The following is a 17,205-nucleotide window of genomic DNA, read 5'->3' as shown; positions in this document are numbered from 1 at the left end:
ACACTGAACACACACAGGTGCAGGCATGAAAGTCCTGATAGTGGAAGATGAACACAAGGTGGTGGACTACCTGCGCTCGGGACTCACCGAGCAGGGATGGGTCGTCGATATCGCGATGGATGGCGAGGAAGGCACGCATCTCGCCATCGAATACGACTACGACGTGATCGTGCTCGACGTCATGCTGCCGCGCCGCGATGGTTTCGCCGTGCTCAAGGCGCTCAGAATGCAGAAGTCCACGCCTGTCATCATGCTGACCGCACGCGATCACATCAACGATCGCGTGCGCGGCCTGCGTGAAGGCGCGGACGACTATCTGACCAAGCCATTCTCGTTTCTGGAACTGGTCGAACGTCTGCATGCGCTCGCACGTCGCACGCGCGCGCAGGAATCGACGCTCATCTCCGTTGGCGATCTCTATGTCGATCTGATCGGGCGACGCGCGACGCGCGACGGTGTGCGCCTCGATCTCACCGCGAAGGAGTTTCAGTTGTTGAGCGTGCTTGCGCGACGTCACGGCGATATCCTGTCGAAAACGGCCATTACCGAACTCGTATGGGAAGTGGATTTCGAAAGCCATACGAACGTGGTGGAGACCGCGATCAAGCGTTTGCGCGCGAAGCTCGACGGACCGTTTCGCACGAAGCTGCTGCATACCGTGCGCGGCATGGGTTATGTGCTCGAAGTGCGCGAGCCGCGCGATGCGCGCGAAACGAGGGAAGACGCGAGGCCATCATGAACGTGCAAGGGGCAGCATTGCGCGAAGGTATGCAACGGTCGCAACGGTCGATTGCGCGGCGGCTTGCCGTGATGTTCGCGCTCGTCGCGCTCTTCGTGTTTTCGCTCGTCGGCTCCGGTCTCTTTCTCGTGCTGCGCGTGCAACTCGAGCAGCATTTGCGCGACTCACTCGACAATCGCGCGGAGATTGCGCGGCTCATCGTCACGCATGTCTCGAACGCGGACAAGTGGAAGATCGCGAACGAGAAGCTCGCGGACATCACGCCGCGCGATGGCTCCACGCTCTTCGCGGTGACGAGCAACGATCCGCGCTTCAACTATGGCGCGCCGCCCATAGGCCACGTCGAGAAGCGAGTGCTTGGCGGTTATGCGCGCTTCAGGCCTCAAGGCCGCGCCTACGACATGCTCATGACGACGCTCACCATTCCGCCCAACGCGGAGCGGCCCCCGCTGCAGTTGTTCGTTGCAGTGGATTGCTCGCCCAACGTTCGCACGATGCGCGTGTTCGGCGTCGCGCTGGCCTCGTTGATGGCGCTCGCTACGGTCGCCGTTTTGCTGTTGAGCTATTCGGTCGCGAAGCTCGGTCTCGCGCCGCTGACGCGCCTCACGCGCGATGCGCAGGACGTGAGCGCGAACAATCGCTCACAGCGGCTCAACACGCGCTCGCTGCCGTTCGAACTCGAAGACCTCGCGAAGTCCTTCAACGGCGCGCTGGAAAGGCTGGATCACGCGTATGGACGCCTCGAATCGTTCAACGCGGATGTCGCGCACGAATTGCGCACGCCCGTCACCATCCTCATCGGTCAGACGGAAGTGGCGCTCACGCGAGACCGTCCCATCGAAGAATTGCGGCATACGCTGCAATCGAATCTCGAAGAGTTCGAGCGCGTGCGCGCGATCATCAACGACATGCTGTTCCTCGCGCGCGCCGATCAGGGTGAACGCGCGACCGGACTCGTCGAAGTGTCGCTTGCTGCGGAAGTGCATCGCACGCTGGAGTTTCTGGAAATACCGCTCGAAGATGCACAGGTCCGCGCAGTGTCGAGCGGCGATGCGCGCGTATTCGTCAACACGTCGCTCTTCGGGCGCGCGTTGTCCAACCTCGTGATGAACGCAATCCAGCATTGCACGCCGGGCGCGACCATATCCGTTTCGATCACGCGCGAACCGGGGCGCGTTCGCATCGCGGTGGCCAATCCCGGCGAGCCGATCGCGCCGCACATCATGGAGCATCTGTTCGATCGCTTCTATCGCGCGGAAAGCTCGCGCACCAACAGCCGCGAGAATCACGGGCTCGGGCTTGCCATCGTGAAGGCGGTCGCGGAAATGCATCGCGGCACGGTGTCGGCGACGAGCGCGAATGGCGTCAATACGTTCTCGTTCTCCGTGGCGCGCTTTGGCAGCGAGCATCGTCCGGCCAGCGATATCCACACGGCACATGCGGTCGAGCCGTCCAAGCCGCGCGCCGACAAGATGGGCGTGCGGCCCGCCGGCTGACGCGCTTACTGACAGAAGTATTCGTCCGATGCCGCGAGCGGCGCTTCGGGCGTGGCGGGCTTGAAGCGGCTATACGTGCGATACGTTTTGCCGTTCGCCGTGACCGTCGCGGCCGATTCCGTCTCGCCGGATGCGAGCGCGCGGCTCCATGCGTCGGCACGCGTCGCGGTTTGCGCGATCGAGTTCGTCACCGGGTTGCCGAATGCTTTTGCGTCGAGCGTCGATTGCTGCGGACGATAACCCCACTTCGACGTCAGTGCGTTCATGTCGATGGTCTGCGGCTTCCATCCGATGACTTTCGCGCCAATCGCGAGCGGCGACAGTTCGACGGCAACGATGCGCGTGCCACGCCGCGCCACGAGCAGGCACTTTCCGCCTGACGTTCGCAGCGGCGCATAGCCGCCCGAAGGCAATAGCGAGAGCGCCTGCGCGTCGGGCATCGGCTGCGCGCCGACGGGATTCGCCGCCCAGATCGCCGCTCCGTTTTCCGCCGCATGCGCACGCAGTGGCAATAATCCGGCGATCGCGACACCGGCGCTCACGGCCAGCAACGCGAACGCCGCTGATTTGAACCGACTCTTCATTGCTTGCCCCAGACTGAACGAGAAAACGAGGGTTGGCCTTCCGGGACCATCGACACCAAAGCCAACCCTTAAGGGAAGAGACGCACGAGAGGGACGTCTCCTGTTCTTGCTGCTTCTAAACGTTTCGGTATCCTACTTTACAGACGATACGTCGATCTTCTCGCCAGCGGGCGCGGCCTGCGTCTTCATCTTGACGGCCGGATCGTTGGCCGAGGTGATCGGCAAGCCGAGACGCGCCCGGATGATCGGATCGCGATACTTCTCGTCATCGGACAGCACCGCGCCCTCGCCGGATTTCGCAAGCGGCGCCGTGGTGCCGGGGCACAGATGCCCGGTCGCTTCCACAGCGCGCCGGTTTGCGTCGCTCTGGCACAGGAGCGCGAGCGCCACGTCGGTCAGGCCCATCGCGCGGAATTCGCGCGCATCGAGGCGTCGCACGCACGCCTGATCGACGAGCGTCGTGCCGCCGGTCGCGCCGAAGCCCGTGATGGACAAGCCGAAGCTGGCCGAGCCCATGCATGTGTCGGAGAGCGTCGTCGTGAGGGCGGGCGCGGCAAGTGCCGGCGTGGTTCGCACCGAGTATGAGCTTTGGTTATAGTCGACGGTCGCACGCGTGTCGTAGGCGCTCGATCCCGGCGTCGATGCGGCTTTCGCCGTGCCGTCCGCTCCGGTGGTCGATGCAGGAAGGCCGCTGCCGCTTGCACCCGCCGACGTATTCGAGCTGGAACCGGACGACGCGAGCGACGGCATCGTGACCGAGATGTTCACGTTGGACGAACCTCCCGTGGCCCGCGCGCTGCCGACGCCGCCAACCGACGACGAGTTCGACGCGGTGCTCGCATTCGACGTCGCCGACGTGCCGATGTTGTTGAGGCTCGATCCCCCGCCCTGACCGATGCCGACCGAACTCGAGCCGGACGTCGAGCCGGAAGTCGAATTCGCGGATGTTGCCGCGTGAGCCAGTTGCGCCGCGCAGAAAAGGACCGCGCACGCCAGATTCAATGTGGTCTTGTTCATGATGGTTCTCCGGAAGAAACGGGAACGCCTGTGGCTAGGCAACGGCGTTCCCTGAACGACTTGATTTTTTTATGGTTGACGCCGACGCGCTTAGCGCCACCCGCCGCCCAGCTTGCTCCATGCGTTCGCGGCTGCGTCGGCGCCCGACGTGCCGCCCGCTTGCGACGTGCCGTGGCCGAAGCCGCCGACCGTCGACGTATTGCTGTGGCTCGTCGTCGCGTTCGTGAGATTGCCCGTCGAGCCGAAAGCGCCGCCGGCGAGCGCCTGCGCGTTGCCGTTGGAAACGCCGTAGTCGGTCGCGGTGAAGCGGCCGAAACCCGACACGGATGCGGACGTCGAGCCGCCCGACGTGGAGCTGGAGGTGGAGGTGGTCGTCGTGGCCATCGCAGCGGCCGAGACGATCGAGAGCAATGCAGCAGCGATCACAATGCGCTTCATGATATGGATTCCTTATCTATCAGTTTAGATTAGCTTTCGGCTTTTTCTTCGACACGTAGGTTTGAATGAGGCAGCGTTGCGTGCGAACGCTTAACGCCAGCCGCCGCCGAGCTTGCTCCACGCATTCGCGGCGGCATCTGCGCCGGAAAGCCCCGTTGCCGACGAACCGCCGAAGCCCTTGCCTGCCACCGACGACGTGTTGATATGGCCGGTCGTCGCGTTGGTCGTGTTGCCCGTCGAGCCGAAACCCGAACCGGCATTGGACGACGCATGGCCATTGGCGGCGCCCGCGTTCGTTGCGGTGAATGCGCCGAAGCCATATACGGCTGCGGACGTGTTACCACCCGAAGTCGAACTGGAACTCGAGTTCGTGCCCGTTGCAAAGGCGGTCACGGAAACAAGCGAAAGAACAGCAGCGATCAGTTTGCGTTGCATGATGAGTCTCCCGATTGGCGTGCGTGGTCGGCCCTGCTGCATGGACGCCGTCATGCAGCAGGTACAGCAATTAATGTTTTATTTAGCTATACGAACGACGCACGTCAGCCGTACGGGCGGCGTAGCGGTGCGCGCAATGTATGGGGTATGGTGCGGACCGGCGAGCGGTCGTAGAGGCGGCGGCCTGCCGCTCTATATGGTCGGTGTGCGTTCTTCATGGCAATCCCCGTATCACCTTTTCGATGATGTTTCCCAGGCCTGTCGTAACGATCGTGTGCCTGTGTTTTGAGGTGACTGTACGGAAGACGCGCCACGCTCTTCGTGGGCGAGACAACATTCGGGCGCACGTCGCGCCGAAACATGAGAGGAATAGTTGGAGAGCGCTCATTCGGGCTGCAGCGAGCCCGAAAGCGCCTTGTTTCCAGAGGTTTTTATCGACGAATCAGGTTGTGGCGAGCCGCGTCATTTCGGTTTCGACAATGAGTTTCCTGAGTTCTGGCACGCACGACCCGCAATTCCCGCCCGCCTTCACGCATGCGGTGATTTCGGCGGCCGTCGTGAGGCCTTTGTCGCGGATCGCGCTGCAGATGGTATTGCGGCCTACGCCGAAACACGAACACACGGTCGGCCCCGTATCTTCGCTTCGTCCCATCGGCTGACCTAGCAGAAGGCTCGCACGGTCTTCGTCGTTTAGGCGCTCCTTGTCGAAGAGGCTCGCAAGCCACGCGCGTGCGGGCAAATCGGGCCGCTCGGAGACGAAGACGCAACTCTCGATGCGATCGTCGAGCACATGCGCCGCGCGATATATACCCGCACTCTTGTCCTCGTATTCGATCCAGTCGGCACGTGGATCGTCGAGTTGAAAGAGGGAACGCGCCCACGCGCGATGATCGTCGTGCGACGCATCGAAGCGATTGCGTCCCGCGAGTTCATAGTGCACGAAGCGAGCGCCATGCACGCGCGTCCAGTGCGTGACGGTGTCCAGCGCGGGCGCTTGGCGCGATAGCGAAAAGCCATGCCATGTCACATGAAACTTGTCGACGGCAACCGGCGTGTGCTTGAACTCCGGTTCGCCCGACACAGGATCGACGGCGGGATTCACCAGCGCGCCCACGCGCGCATCGGATGCCACCTGGTCGTTCCAGTGAATCGGCACGAACACGCTGCCGCGCGGCATGCCGCCGCCGTGTTGCACGCGCGCGATCATCGAACCCCAGCGGCTCGTGATGCGTGCAAGCTCGCCTTCGCGCACGCCGCATGCAAGCGCATCTTGCGGATGCATGTCGATGAACGATTCGCTGATATGAGCCGCGAGCTTCGCGGAACGGCCCGTGCGCGTCATCGTGTGCCAATGGTCGCGCACGCGGCCTGTATTGAGCACGAGCGGATAGTCCGCATCCGGCGCGTTCACAGGCGCGCGCGGTACCGTTGCTATAAAACGCGCGCGGGCATCGGCGTGACTGAAGCGTCGCGCTTCGAAAAGACGTGCCGTGCCGCGCTCGCTTCTCGCGCGAAGCGGCCATTGCACAGGCTCCATTGCGTCGTACTGCGCGCGATCCAGCCCGCTCAAACCGCCGATATGAAATATACGATGCACGCCCGTTACGTCGTCGTTGCGATAGGCGGACAGACGCGCATGTTCGTCGAAGATCTCGTGCGCGCTCTCGAATTCGAAGCCATCGAAACCCATGCGGCGCGCGACATCGCAGATGATGCGCCAGTCCGCGCGCGCCCGTCCCGGCGTCGGCAAAAAGGCACGCTGCCGCGAAATACGTCGCTCGGAGTTCGTCACGGTGCCGTCCTTCTCGCCCCAGCCGAGCGCGGGCAACAGCACGTGCGCGAACGCATTGGTATCCGTCTTCTCGACGATGTCCGACACGACGACCAGTTCGCACTTCTCGAGCGCACGCTTCGCACGGTCGCTGTCGGGCAGGCTCACGACCGGGTTCGTCCCCATGATCCAGACGGCTTTCACGCGCCCGCTCTCGATTGCATCGAAGAGTTCGACGGCCTTTAGCCCCGCACGCGCGGCCATTCGCGGCGATGCCCAGAACGTCTGCACGATTTCGCGATGATGCGCGTGGTCGAGTTCGAGATGCGCCGCGAGCGTGTTCGCAAGCCCGCCGACTTCGCGCCCGCCCATTGCATTGGGCTGGCCAGTGAAGGAAAACGGCCCCATGCCCGGCTTGCCGATGCGCCCCGTCGAAAGATGGCAGTTGATGATGCTGTTCACCTTGTCGCTGCCCGCGCTCGACTGGTTCACGCCTTGCGAGTACACCGTGACCACGCGCTCGGTGCTTGCGAAGAGGCGATAGAACGCCAGCAGTTCATCTACGTCGAGCTTGCAATCCCTTGCGACTCGCGCCATATCGCCAGGCGCGGCTGCGGCGAGCGCGGCGGCGTATCCGCGCGTGTGGGCATCGACGAATGCGCAGTCCGTTGCGCCCTGCTCTGCGAGAAACGCGAACAGACCGTTGAAGAGCCGCACGTCGCTGCCGGGCTTGAGCGGCAGATGCAGGTCCGCCATCTCGCACGTCGCCGTATGACGCGGATCGATCACGACGATCTTCGCATCGGGCCGCGTCTCCTTCATCTTGACGATGCGCTGAAAGAGGATCGGATGACACCATGCCGTATTCGATCCAACGAGCACGATGAGGTCCGCGAGTTCGAGGTCTTCATAGTTCACCGGCACGATGTCTTCGCCGAATGCGCGCTTGTGTCCCGCGACCGACGACGACATGCACAGCCGCGAGTTCGTATCGATGTTCGCGCTGCCGATATAGCCCTTCATCAGCTTGTTCGCGACGTAGTAGTCCTCGGTCAGCAGCTGGCCCGACACATAGAACGCCACGGCATCGGGGCCGTGTTCCGCGACGATGCGCGTAAAGCCGCTCGCGACGGTGCCTATTGCATCGGCCCATGAAACATCGGCTAGCGCGCCCGTTGTCCTGTCTCGCAGCTTCGGACTCAGCAAGCGCCCTTCGAGGCCCACTGTTTCGCCGAGCGCCGAACCCTTCACGCACAGGCGCCCGAAGTTGGACGGATGCGCTTCGTCGCCTTCTATGACAACGTCAGCGGGCATGCGTGGCGTCGCCTTGACGCCGCAGCCCACGCCGCAATAAGGGCACGTCGTGCGGACGCTCGACGGCTCGCTCGGGATGATCGGGATGCCTGCTTTCATATTCATGCGTCTATGTCTCTGCTTCACGCGGCTGCTTCGCAAAGCGACTTGCCGAACAACAGTCGTCCGCGCAAGTGCGATACGTCCGTGCGGTTCTGAATCAGATCGAAGTACCACGCGCCGTCTTTCACATCGCCGTAAAGCACGGCACCGATCACGCGGCCGCCGCGCAGCACGAGACGCTTGTAGACGCCGCGCCGCGAATCGCGCAATACGATGTCTTCGCTATCGTCGCCGCCGATGAAATCGCCCGCGGAATACAGGTCGACGCCTGTCACTTTGAGTTTCGTCGCCGTTGCGCGTTGCACATAGCGGCGATGTCCCGCGCCCGCGAGATGCGCGCCCGCAACGCGCGCCTGATCCCAGATGGGCGCAACGAGCCCGAACGTGGCCGAGCGATGCTGGACGCATTCGCCCACTGCATAGACGCGCGGATCGAAGGTCTGGAGCGTGTCGTCGACGACGATCGCGCGCTCGCAATGCAGACCGGCGTCTCTAGCGAGCGCGATGTTCGGGCGCACGCCCGCCGTCATCACGACGAGATCCGCTTCTATCTCGCTGCCGTCCGCGAAGCGCACGGCCCGCACGCGATCTTCGCCGACGATGTGCGTCGTCTGCGCCGCCATCGCGAAGCGCAGGCCTTTCTCTTCGAGAGAACGCTTGAGCAGCGCGGAGGCGCTTGCATCCAGTTGCCGGTCCATCAGGCTGTCGCTTGCATGCACCACCGTCACCGACATGCCCTGCCGCTGCAAGCCGTTGGCCGCTTCGAGACCGAGCAAGCCACCGCCGATGATGACCGCATGACGATGATCGCGCGCCGATGCGATCATCGTTTCGACATCCTCGATATCTCTGAATGCGATTACGCCGAGGAGATCGCAGCCGGGAACGGGGATGATGAACGGCGTCGAGCCTGTTGCGATCAGCAAACGATCGTAGCGCGCCTGAACGCCTTTCTCCGAACGCACGATGCGCCGCGCACGATCGATTTCGACGACGGCATCGCCAGCATGCAGCGTGATGCCGTTCGCGTCGTACCAGTCGCGCGTATTGATGATGATGTCGTCCATGCTCTTTTCGCCCGCGAGCACCGGCGAGAGCAGGATGCGGTTGTAGTTGCCGTGAGGCTCCGCGCCGAACACGGTGATGTCGTAGAGTTCGGGCGCAATCGCGAGCAGCTCTTCGACCGTTCGCATGCCCGCCATGCCGTTGCCTATCACGACGAGCCTTTGCTTCGCGACGCGAGCCGTGCCAGCGCAAGCCGCGAGCGCATATTCGGTTCTCATGCCTCGATCCACACCTTGCCGCCCGCCACGCGCGCGCGATACGCACTCACCGAACGCTCCGGCGCTTCAAGACATTCCCCCGTGCGCAGATCGAAGTGCTGCTTGTAGATGGGCGACGCGACGACGATCCGCTGGCCGAGACTGCCGACGATGCCTCGCGACAGCACGGCTGCCTGCGAATGCGGATCGAAGTTGTCGATGGCATACACGGTCTCGGATTCGCCCGCCACATGAAAGACCGCTACTTGTGCGCCGTTGACGAGCGCGCAAACGCCGGTGTCAGGGACGATATCGTCGAGATGGCAAACGGGGGTCCAGTCGAGTTCGATGCGATCGTTCATCCTTAGCTCCTCTCGTTCAAGCGGTTTCGACGACTACGGGAATATCGATGCGCCTCGTCTTGCGTTCTTGCGGCGTGGCAGGCCGAATCTGCCCGCGCTCTTCGACGAAGCTCACGTTATCGTCGTTGCTGTCGCTGTTGACGAAGTGACGGAAGCGCTTGCGCGTTTGCGGATCGGTGACGGCCTTCTTCCATTCGTCCTCGTAGGTATCGACGACGAGCTGCATCTCCGCTTCGAGTTCGCGCGCGATATGGAGCTTGTCGTTGAGGACCACATCGATCAGATAATCGAGGCCGCCTTCGAGGTTGTCGCGCCATACGCTCGTGCGTTGCAGGCGGTCCGCGGTGCGGACATAGAACATGAGGAAGCGATCGATGTAGCGCACGAGCGTCGCTTCATCGAGATCGGATGCGAGCAGTTCCGCGTGACGCGGCTTCATGCCGCCGTTGCCGCAGACGTAGAGATTCCAGCCCTTTTCCGTCGCGATCACGCCGATGTCCTTGCCTTGCGCTTCGGCGCACTCGCGCGTGCAGCCCGATACGCCGAACTTGATCTTGTGCGGCGTTCGCAGGCCCTTGTAGCGGTTCTCGAGCTTAACCGCGAGGCCGACGGAATCGCCGACGCCATAGCGGCACCACGTCGAACCGACGCACGACTTCACCGTGCGCAGCGCCTTGCCATACGCATGACCGGATTCGAAGCCCGCTGCGATCAGTTCTTCCCAGATGAGCGGCAATTGCTCGACGCGTGCGCCGAACATGTCGACGCGCTGCCCGCCCGTGATCTTCGTGTAGAGGCCGTACTTCTTCGCGATCTGTCCGACGGCGATGAGTCCATCGGGCGTCACTTCGCCGCCGGGCATGCGCGGCACGACGGAGTACGTGCCGTCGCGCTGAATGTTCGCGAGGTAGTAGTCGTTGGAATCCTGCAGGCTCGCGTGTTCCTTCTTCAGCACGAACTCGTTCCAGCACGATGCGAGAATGTTCGCGACCGCCGGCTTGCAGATATCGCAGCCTCGCCCCTTGCCGTGCTTCGCGAGCAAGGACGCAAACGTGCGATGCCCTTCCACGCGCGCAATGTGGTACAGCGCCTGGCGCGAATACGCGAAGTGTTCGCAGAGATGGTTGTTGACCGCGAGGCCCTGGCGCTGCATCTCCGACTTCATCACCTGCGTGACGAGCGGCACGCAGCCGCCGCACGACGCGCCCGCCTTGCATGCGCTCTTCACCGCGCCGATGCTCGTTGCGCCCGCGCATACGGCCGCGCAGATATCGGCCTTGCTCACGTTGTTGCACGAACAGATTTGCGCCGCATCCGGCAGCGCTTCGACGCCGAGCGTGGGCTTCGCGCGCCCGTCGCTTTGCGGAAGGATCAAGAATTCCGGCGCTTCCGGCAGTTCGATGCCATTCAACATCATCTGAAGGAGCGTGCCGTATTCGGCTGCATCGCCGATCATCACGGCGCCGAGCAGATACTTGCCGCACTCCGACACGACGAGCTTCTTGTACACCTGCTTGCGCTCGTCGCTGAACTGATACGAATGGCTGCCCGGCGTCTTGCCGTGTGCATCGCCGATGCTCGCCACGTCCACGCCCATCAGCTTGAGCTTCGTGCTCATGTCCGCGCCAGTGAATGCGGCTTCGATGCCGAGCAACTGCTTCGCGACGATGCGCGCCATGTCGTAGCCGGGTGCCACGAGCCCGAACGACTGCCCCTTCCACAGCGCGCATTCGCCGATGGCGAAGATGTCGGCATCGCTCGTGCGGCATGTGTCGTCGATGACGATGCCACCGCGCGCGCCGATCTCGAGCCCCGCGGCACGCGCGATGTCGTCGCGCGGACGGATGCCCGCCGAGAACACGATCATGTCCGTGTCGAGATGATTGCCGTCCGCGAACATCATGCGGTTCGCGGCGCCTTCTCCATCGACGATGGCAAGGGTGTTGCGGTTCGTATGCACGCTGACGCCGAGCGCCTCGATCTTGCTGCGCAATACGCGCCCGCCGCCTTCGTCCACTTGCACGGCCATGAGGCGCGGCGCGAATTCGACGACATGCGTCTGCAATCCCATGTCGCGCAGCGCCTTCGCCGCTTCGAGACCGAGCAGGCCGCCGCCGACCACGGCGCCGATCTTCGCGCGCGCACCGAAGGCTTGCATCGCTTCGAGATCGTCGATCGTGCGATACACGAAACATCCTTCGCGATCCTTACCATCGACGGACGGCACGAACGGATACGAGCCTGTCGCGATGACGAGCTTGTCGTAGCCAAGCGTTTCACCCGTGGATGTGGTGACGATGCGCGCGGCGCGGTCGATGGCGACGGCTCTCGCATTGAGCCTGAGCGCATAGCCCGAGCGCTCGAAGAAGCCTTCTTCGACGAGCGACAGCGCTTGCGCCGACTTCCCCGCGAAGAACTCCGACAGATGCACGCGATCGTAAGCCGCGCGCGATTCCTCGCACAGAACCGTGACGTCGAGCGCTCGATGGCCGCTTTCTGCGAGATATTCGAGGAACTTGTGGCTCACCATGCCGTGACCGATGACGACAATTTTCATGACAGGGACCTTCCTCAGTTGGCAACGCCGTTGTTGACTGCAAGCGCGCTATCGCGCAGCGCGGCTTCGCGAGCCTTGTGTTCGGGGGAGAAGCGCACCGCGATTGCGCACAGCGCCGTGCCCGCGACGAGCACGCCCAACAGCGAGAGCGTCTGCTGCACGCTGCCGACGCCTTTCATCAGAAGGCCCGCGGCCACCGCGCCGACATTGCCGCCCGCGCCGATCACGCCCGCCACGCCGCCGAGCGCCTTGCGGTCGATGAACGGGACGAGCGCATAGGTCGCGCCGCATGCCATGTGCGTGAAGAGACCGAAGGCCAGCATCGCGATGATGGCGAGCGTCACGCTGCCCGCATGCGCGAATGCATAGAGGCCGATGCCTTCGCCCGCGATCAGCACGAAGAGCAGCGTCGCGCGCACGTCGAGGCCTTTTTTTGCGGCGGCTTTATCGGAGAGATAGCCGCCGAGCGCGCGTGCGAAGAGCGCGAGCAGACCGAAGCTGCCTGCCGCCATGCCCGCTTCGCCGAGCGTGAGGTTGAAGCGGTCGACGTAATACACGGCCGCGATGTTGTGAATGAACACTTCGACGCCGAAGCACGCGCCATAGGTCACGAAGAGCATCCACACGCGATAGTTCGCGCATGCGGTGACGAAGCTCTGCCAGCCGCCCTTCTTGCCGCCATCGATTGCGATGCCAGCGCGACGCAGCTGCGCGAAGTCGCCTTGCGGACAATCCTGCGTGAAACGCCAGTAAAACAAGGCCATGACGGGCATCGCGATACCCGGCACGAGCAACGCGATACGCCATGCCGATGCGTCGCCCGCGCCGAGCGCGATGGCTGCCGCAACGATGAGCGGCACGATGGCCTGCGCCGCGCCCGCGCCTGCGTTGCCCCAGCCCGCTGTCGTCGCGTTCGCGGTGCCGACGACGTTCGGCGCGAACATCACCGACGTGTGGTACTGCGTGATGACGAAGCTCGCGCCGACCGCGCCGATGGCGAGGCGGCACCACAGAAAGCTGTCGTAGCCCGTGGAAAGCGCCGCGCCGATCACCGGAAACGCGCCCGCGAAGAGCAGCGCGCTATAGACCTTGCGCGGGCCGAAGCGGTCGCACATGGGTCCGACGACGAGCCGCACGAGAATGGTCACGGCCACCGCCGCGATGTTGATGTTCGCGATCTGGTCCGCATCGAGGCCATATTCGCGCTTGATGAGCGGCATCAGCGGCGCGCACGCGAACCACGCGAAGAAGCACACGAAGAACGCCATCCACGTGAGATGGAAGGCACGCATCGGCGCGCTGCGCATGCTGAAGAGATCGATTCTTGTGGCTTTGTCCATCGTCTTTTCCGCGAAAAAAGAAAGGCGTCCCGCGCATCCGGCCAGTGAGCCAAATGCAGGGGACGCCGTTGTCCGATGCCCGCTTGGATTCAAGTCCGCCGGGCGCTTTAGTCAGGACGGATCGCCGTTGATCCGATGGCAAGACATAAGGCAAGGCCTATGCCATGCGCAATGCATCGGCTGACAAGGCTTGCAGCGCAAGGCTCACCGCGATGCGCGCACCGCATGCAGGCACGCGCTCTTCGTCGCGTTTCGATGCAGCCCGGCACAGCGATGGTGCGACGCAGCACTGATCGCGTGCGTTCGCGTTCTCCTTCATGCCCCGACGTACCGTGTGAGCCTGATGCTGCGCGGGCCTGTTCGATCGGTGCGCTGTATCGCGCGCAAATGGCCCGCTTATTGCAGTAGTCAGCGCGACTCGGGCAACGGCGCTCGATGCATGCATGGAACAGGACGTGGTTTCGAAACGCGGACAATGGCGTCCCTCGTGCGCGGCACGAGCGGGCGCTTCTTGCGTTCGCCGCGCCGATCCGCTCCACACCCGAAACACAGGACTCGACGATGAACACCCTCAATGCGACGACGCCGCAAGGCAAGGTCACGCTTCTGAGCGCAGGCCCCGGCGATCTCGATCTACTGACGATCCGCGCCGCGAAAGCGCTCGCCGCCGCGGACATCGTGCTCCTCGACGATCTCGCGAATCCCGACATCGTCACGCTCGCGCCGCACGCACGCGTGATTCGCGTCGGCAAGCGCGGCGGCTGCAAGTCCACGCCGCAAGCGTTCATTCAACGCCTCATGCAGCGCTATGCACGGCTCGGGCTGCATGTCGTGCGCGTGAAGGGCGGCGACGCTTTGCTGTTCGGACGCGCGGGCGAGGAAATCGCGGCGCTGCGCGAGGCGCGGATTGCGGTCGATATCGTGAACGGCGTCTCGTCGGGATTCGCGGCGGCGGCGGGACTCGGCATCTCGCTCACGCATCGCGATCATTGTCAGGGCGTGACCTTCGTCACCGCGCACAGGCAGGATCACGGCGAACCGGACTGGCGCGCGCTCGCCGCCACGGGCATGACGCTCGCCATCTACATGGGCATGAGCCGCATCGCGGGCATCGCGGCGTCGCTCTCCGAAGCGCTGCCCGCGAGCACGCCCGCAGCAGTCGTGCAGCATGCCGGATCGCCCGGCGAGAGGCGTCTCGTCACGACGCTCGATCGTCTTGCCGCCGATGCAGGCGCGGCAGGTCTCGAAAGTCCGGCGGTGATTTTCGTCGGCGGCGCGATCGGCGAAGCAATGCAGCGCGCGGCGCATGGCGAACGCGGCTTCGCGCATGCGGCGTGACGTGCGGAGGCTGAGATCGTATAGGAAGCCGCCTATGCCATTCGGCCAGGTTTTCGCGCGTTGCCTGGCGCGTTAAAGTCCAACGAACCGATTCCCCGCTCAAGGCGAAACAAGCAATACGATGCTCCGCGTTCTTCTCGTCACCGACACCGACAAGCCCATCGGCGATCTGCGCGACAAGCTCGCGCGTCTCGGCTACGAGATGCTCGCCGAAGTCGCCGCGCCTGCTGCGCTGCACGCGGCGGTCGAAAGCCGGAAGCCGGATGTCGTCATCATCGATACCGATTCCCCTTCGCGCGACACGCTCGAACAACTCGCGGTGATGAACCGCGCCGCGCCGCGCCCGGTGCTGATGTTCAGCAACGACGCCGACCAGCAGTTCATCCGCGCGGCCGTCGGCGCGGGCGTGACCGCGTATTCGGTCGAAGGCCTCGCGCCCGAACGTCTCGCGCCGATCATCGAAGTCGCGCTCGCGCGTTTCGCGCACGAGACGCAGTTGCGCAAGCGGCTCGCGCAAGTGGAGAACGAACTCGCGGAACGCAAGGTCATCGACCGCGCGAAGCGTCTTCTGATGGAGCGGCGCGGTCTTTCCGAAAACGACGCCTACGCCACGCTGCGCAAGCGCGCGATGGATCAGGGCGCGAAAGTCGCGGAGATCGCGCGCCAGTTGCTTTCGCTTGCCGATTTGCTGCGCTAGTTGAGCTTTGACGAACACGCCATGAATTCATCCGACTCGCCTTCCTCTCCCGCACCAACGCCAGAACGTACACATGTGCGCGTCGGCTTCGTCGCGCTGTCGGACGCCGCGCCGCTCGCCGCCGCCGCGCTGCGCGACCTCGGGCGGCGTCACGGAATCACGATCGAACTGTGCCGCCAGTCCTCGTGGGCGGCCGTGCGCGACAAGCTGCTCTCGGGCGAACTCGACGCCGCGCACGCGCTGTACGGCCTCGTCTATGGCGTACAACTCGGCATCGGCGGGCCGCAGGCGGACATGGCCGTGCTGATGGTGCTCAACCGCAACGGACAGGCCATCACGCTGTCGAATGCCCTCGCCGATGCCATTGAACGCGGCGCGAGCGTGAAAGACGCGCTCGCCTCGCTCGGAAGGACGCCCGTCATCGCGCAGACCTTCCCGACGGGCACGCATGCCATGTGGCTCTACTACTGGCTTGCGGCAAACGGCGTGCATCCGCTCTCCGACGTGCGAAGCGTGGTCATTCAGCCGCCGCGCATGGCCGATGCGCTCGTCGAAGGCACGCTCGACGGCTTCTGCGCGGGCGAGCCGTGGCACGCGGTTGCACACGCGCGCGGCGCGGGCCGCACGGTGGTTCATACGAGCGAAATCTGGCCGGATCATCCGGAGAAAGTGCTCGCTTGCCGGCGCGATTTCGTCGCGCTGTATCCGACTACGGCACGCGCGCTGGTGCAGACGTTGCTCGACGCCTGCGCGTGGGTCGATGCGCGCGAGCATCGCGTGGAGATTGCAGAGGCGCTCGCGTCGCCGGAACTGCTCGGCGTGCCACGCGGGCTGATCGAAGCGCGGCTCGTCGCCACGGATGGCGCGCCGCCCGTGCGCTTCTTCGACGGCGGCGCGGTGAACTATCCGCGCGTATCGGATGGCGTCTGGTTCATCACGCAGTATCGCCGCTGGGGCATGCTCCCTGCCGCGCCGGATGCCGCAGCCGAAGCGTGGCGCGAGGCCTCGGCCGTCAATCAGGCGGCGCTCTACAGACAGGCGGCGCAGGCGTCGAGCGTGGACGTGCCGGACGAGCGCCGCACCGCGACCTTCTGCGACGCGCGCGTGTGGGACGGCACGGACGCGAATGCCTATCTCGCGTCGTTCGACATCCACGCATGACGCGCGAGCGCCTACCATTACCGTTGCAACCCTGCGCCCTTGCAACGGAGGCTCGCCATGCAGTTGATCGGGATCGCCGTGGAAAAGCCCGAGGAGACTAATTTCATCCTCGGCCAGTCGCATTTCATCAAGACCGTCGAAGACCTGCACGAGACGCTCGTCGGCGCGGTGCCGGGCATCCGCTTCGGGCTCGCGTTCTGCGAGGCGTCGGGCAAGCGGCTCGTGCGCATTTCCGGCACCGACGAAGCCCTCGTCGAGCTGGCCGCGCGCAATGCGCTCAACATCGGCGCGGGGCATAGCTTCATCATCGTGCTCGGGGACGGCTTTTTTCCCGTGAACGTGCTCAATGCGGTGAAAGCCGTGCCCGAGGTCTGCCGCGTGTTTTGCGCGACGGCGAATCCGACGCAGGTGCTCGTCGCCCAGACGGATCAGGGGCGCGGAATCATCGGCGTGGTGGATGGCATGCCGCCGCTCGGCATCGAAGGCGACGAGGATGTGCGCTGGCGGAAGGATCTGCTGCGCAAGATCGGGTATAAGGCTTGACGCTGCCGCTTGTGGATGCGTCCCTCAGCCGGGTCGCGCAAGGCGGTCG

The 17,205-nt window shown here is 64.1% G+C and carries 15 protein-coding genes; 6 read left to right on the top strand and 9 right to left on the bottom strand.

Annotation, left to right across the window (positions count from 1 at the left end; all coding sequences use genetic code 11):
* Positions 1 to 25 precede the first annotated feature (25 nt).
* Positions 26 to 739: a heavy metal response regulator transcription factor gene (locus tag LDZ27_RS16665; protein ID WP_244817084.1), complete on the top strand. Its 714-nt coding sequence runs from the start codon at positions 26 to 28 to the stop codon at positions 737 to 739.
* A gap of 29 nt (positions 740 to 768) precedes the next feature.
* Positions 769 to 2,235 carry a heavy metal sensor histidine kinase gene (locus LDZ27_RS16660; protein WP_370653454.1) on the top strand — a complete coding sequence of 489 codons (1,467 nt, stop codon included), beginning with the start codon at positions 769 to 771 and terminating at the stop codon, positions 2,233 to 2,235.
* 5 nt (positions 2,236 to 2,240) lie between these two features.
* Here the strand turns inward: LDZ27_RS16660 and LDZ27_RS16655 are convergent, their stop codons facing one another.
* From LDZ27_RS16655 to LDZ27_RS16615, 9 genes are all read right to left on the bottom strand, one after another.
* Positions 2,241 to 2,819, bottom strand: a complete 579-nt coding sequence (locus LDZ27_RS16655; protein WP_244817082.1) for a hypothetical protein — start codon at positions 2,817 to 2,819, stop codon at positions 2,241 to 2,243.
* 132 nt (positions 2,820 to 2,951) lie between these two features.
* On the bottom strand, positions 2,952 to 3,836 hold the full coding sequence (locus LDZ27_RS16650) for a hypothetical protein (RefSeq protein ID WP_244817081.1): 885 nt from the start codon (positions 3,834 to 3,836) through the stop codon (positions 2,952 to 2,954).
* A gap of 90 nt (positions 3,837 to 3,926) precedes the next feature.
* Complete coding sequence (locus LDZ27_RS16645; RefSeq protein WP_244817080.1) at positions 3,927 to 4,274, bottom strand: hypothetical protein; 348 nt, start codon at positions 4,272 to 4,274, stop codon at positions 3,927 to 3,929.
* Positions 4,275 to 4,364: 90 nt separating this feature from the next.
* On the bottom strand, positions 4,365 to 4,709 hold the full coding sequence (locus LDZ27_RS16640) for a hypothetical protein (protein WP_244817079.1): 345 nt from the start codon (positions 4,707 to 4,709) through the stop codon (positions 4,365 to 4,367).
* Positions 4,710 to 5,151: 442 nt separating this feature from the next.
* Positions 5,152 to 7,899 carry a nitrate reductase gene (locus LDZ27_RS16635; protein ID WP_244817078.1) on the bottom strand — a complete coding sequence of 916 codons (2,748 nt, stop codon included), beginning with the start codon at positions 7,897 to 7,899 and terminating at the stop codon, positions 5,152 to 5,154.
* A 17-nt stretch (positions 7,900 to 7,916) separates the two neighbouring features.
* Positions 7,917 to 9,179: an NAD(P)/FAD-dependent oxidoreductase gene (locus tag LDZ27_RS16630; protein ID WP_244817077.1), complete on the bottom strand. Its 1,263-nt coding sequence runs from the start codon at positions 9,177 to 9,179 to the stop codon at positions 7,917 to 7,919.
* Positions 9,176 to 9,520, bottom strand: a complete 345-nt coding sequence (gene nirD, locus LDZ27_RS16625; RefSeq protein WP_244817076.1) for a nitrite reductase small subunit NirD — start codon at positions 9,518 to 9,520, stop codon at positions 9,176 to 9,178. The genes LDZ27_RS16630 and nirD overlap by 4 nt, the downstream gene beginning before the upstream one ends.
* Positions 9,521 to 9,536: 16 nt before the next feature.
* A complete protein-coding gene (gene nirB, locus LDZ27_RS16620) occupies positions 9,537 to 12,077 on the bottom strand; it encodes a nitrite reductase large subunit NirB (protein WP_244817075.1) in 2,541 nt (846 codons plus the stop codon).
* A 14-nt stretch (positions 12,078 to 12,091) separates the two neighbouring features.
* Positions 12,092 to 13,417 (bottom strand): MFS transporter, encoded by a 1,326-nt coding sequence (locus LDZ27_RS16615; protein ID WP_244817074.1) that lies wholly within the window; start codon positions 13,415 to 13,417, stop codon positions 12,092 to 12,094.
* A 561-nt stretch (positions 13,418 to 13,978) separates the two neighbouring features.
* On the opposite strand from LDZ27_RS16615, the gene cobA reads away from it, so the two are divergent.
* From cobA to LDZ27_RS16595, 4 genes are all read left to right on the top strand, one after another.
* The gene (cobA, locus tag LDZ27_RS16610) at positions 13,979 to 14,755 is read left to right on the top strand and encodes a uroporphyrinogen-III C-methyltransferase (RefSeq protein WP_244817073.1); all 777 of its coding nucleotides are present in this window, start codon (positions 13,979 to 13,981) and stop codon (positions 14,753 to 14,755) included.
* Between the two features lie 121 nt (positions 14,756 to 14,876).
* Positions 14,877 to 15,452 (top strand): ANTAR domain-containing response regulator, encoded by a 576-nt coding sequence (locus LDZ27_RS16605; RefSeq protein WP_244817072.1) that lies wholly within the window; start codon positions 14,877 to 14,879, stop codon positions 15,450 to 15,452.
* 21 nt (positions 15,453 to 15,473) lie between these two features.
* Entirely contained in the window at positions 15,474 to 16,613 is a 1,140-nt protein-coding gene (locus tag LDZ27_RS16600; RefSeq protein ID WP_244817071.1) for a CmpA/NrtA family ABC transporter substrate-binding protein, read from the top strand.
* Positions 16,614 to 16,670: 57 nt separating this feature from the next.
* A complete protein-coding gene (locus LDZ27_RS16595; RefSeq protein ID WP_244817070.1) occupies positions 16,671 to 17,156 on the top strand; it encodes an adenosine-specific kinase in 486 nt (161 codons plus the stop codon).
* Positions 17,157 to 17,205 lie beyond the last annotated feature (49 nt).

The sequence above is a fragment of the Caballeronia sp. Lep1P3 genome, assembly GCF_022879595.1.
In the GTDB taxonomy this organism is placed as follows: Bacteria; Pseudomonadota; Gammaproteobacteria; order Burkholderiales; family Burkholderiaceae; genus Caballeronia.
This window is presented reverse-complemented; position numbering and strand designations above follow the sequence as displayed.

Excerpts from the sequence above, each read along its gene's own strand:
- LDZ27_RS16665 (WP_244817084.1), top strand. The coding sequence starts at position 26 with ATGAAAGTCCTGATAGTGGAAGATGAACACAAGGTGGTGGACTACCTG.
- LDZ27_RS16660 (WP_370653454.1), top strand. The coding sequence starts at position 769 with ATGCAACGGTCGCAACGGTCGATTGCGCGGCGGCTTGCCGTGATGTTC.
- LDZ27_RS16655 (WP_244817082.1), bottom strand. The coding sequence starts at position 2,819 with ATGAAGAGTCGGTTCAAATCAGCGGCGTTCGCGTTGCTGGCCGTGAGC.
- LDZ27_RS16650 (WP_244817081.1), bottom strand. The coding sequence starts at position 3,836 with ATGAACAAGACCACATTGAATCTGGCGTGCGCGGTCCTTTTCTGCGCG.
- LDZ27_RS16645 (WP_244817080.1), bottom strand. The coding sequence starts at position 4,274 with ATGAAGCGCATTGTGATCGCTGCTGCATTGCTCTCGATCGTCTCGGCC.
- LDZ27_RS16640 (WP_244817079.1), bottom strand. The coding sequence starts at position 4,709 with ATGCAACGCAAACTGATCGCTGCTGTTCTTTCGCTTGTTTCCGTGACC.
- LDZ27_RS16635 (WP_244817078.1), bottom strand. The coding sequence starts at position 7,899 with ATGAATATGAAAGCAGGCATCCCGATCATCCCGAGCGAGCCGTCGAGC.
- LDZ27_RS16630 (WP_244817077.1), bottom strand. The coding sequence starts at position 9,179 with ATGAGAACCGAATATGCGCTCGCGGCTTGCGCTGGCACGGCTCGCGTC.
- nirD (WP_244817076.1), bottom strand. The coding sequence starts at position 9,520 with ATGAACGATCGCATCGAACTCGACTGGACCCCCGTTTGCCATCTCGAC.
- nirB (WP_244817075.1), bottom strand. The coding sequence starts at position 12,077 with ATGAAAATTGTCGTCATCGGTCACGGCATGGTGAGCCACAAGTTCCTC.
- LDZ27_RS16615 (WP_244817074.1), bottom strand. The coding sequence starts at position 13,417 with ATGGACAAAGCCACAAGAATCGATCTCTTCAGCATGCGCAGCGCGCCG.
- cobA (WP_244817073.1), top strand. The coding sequence starts at position 13,979 with ATGAACACCCTCAATGCGACGACGCCGCAAGGCAAGGTCACGCTTCTG.
- LDZ27_RS16605 (WP_244817072.1), top strand. The coding sequence starts at position 14,877 with ATGCTCCGCGTTCTTCTCGTCACCGACACCGACAAGCCCATCGGCGAT.
- LDZ27_RS16600 (WP_244817071.1), top strand. The coding sequence starts at position 15,474 with ATGAATTCATCCGACTCGCCTTCCTCTCCCGCACCAACGCCAGAACGT.
- LDZ27_RS16595 (WP_244817070.1), top strand. The coding sequence starts at position 16,671 with ATGCAGTTGATCGGGATCGCCGTGGAAAAGCCCGAGGAGACTAATTTC.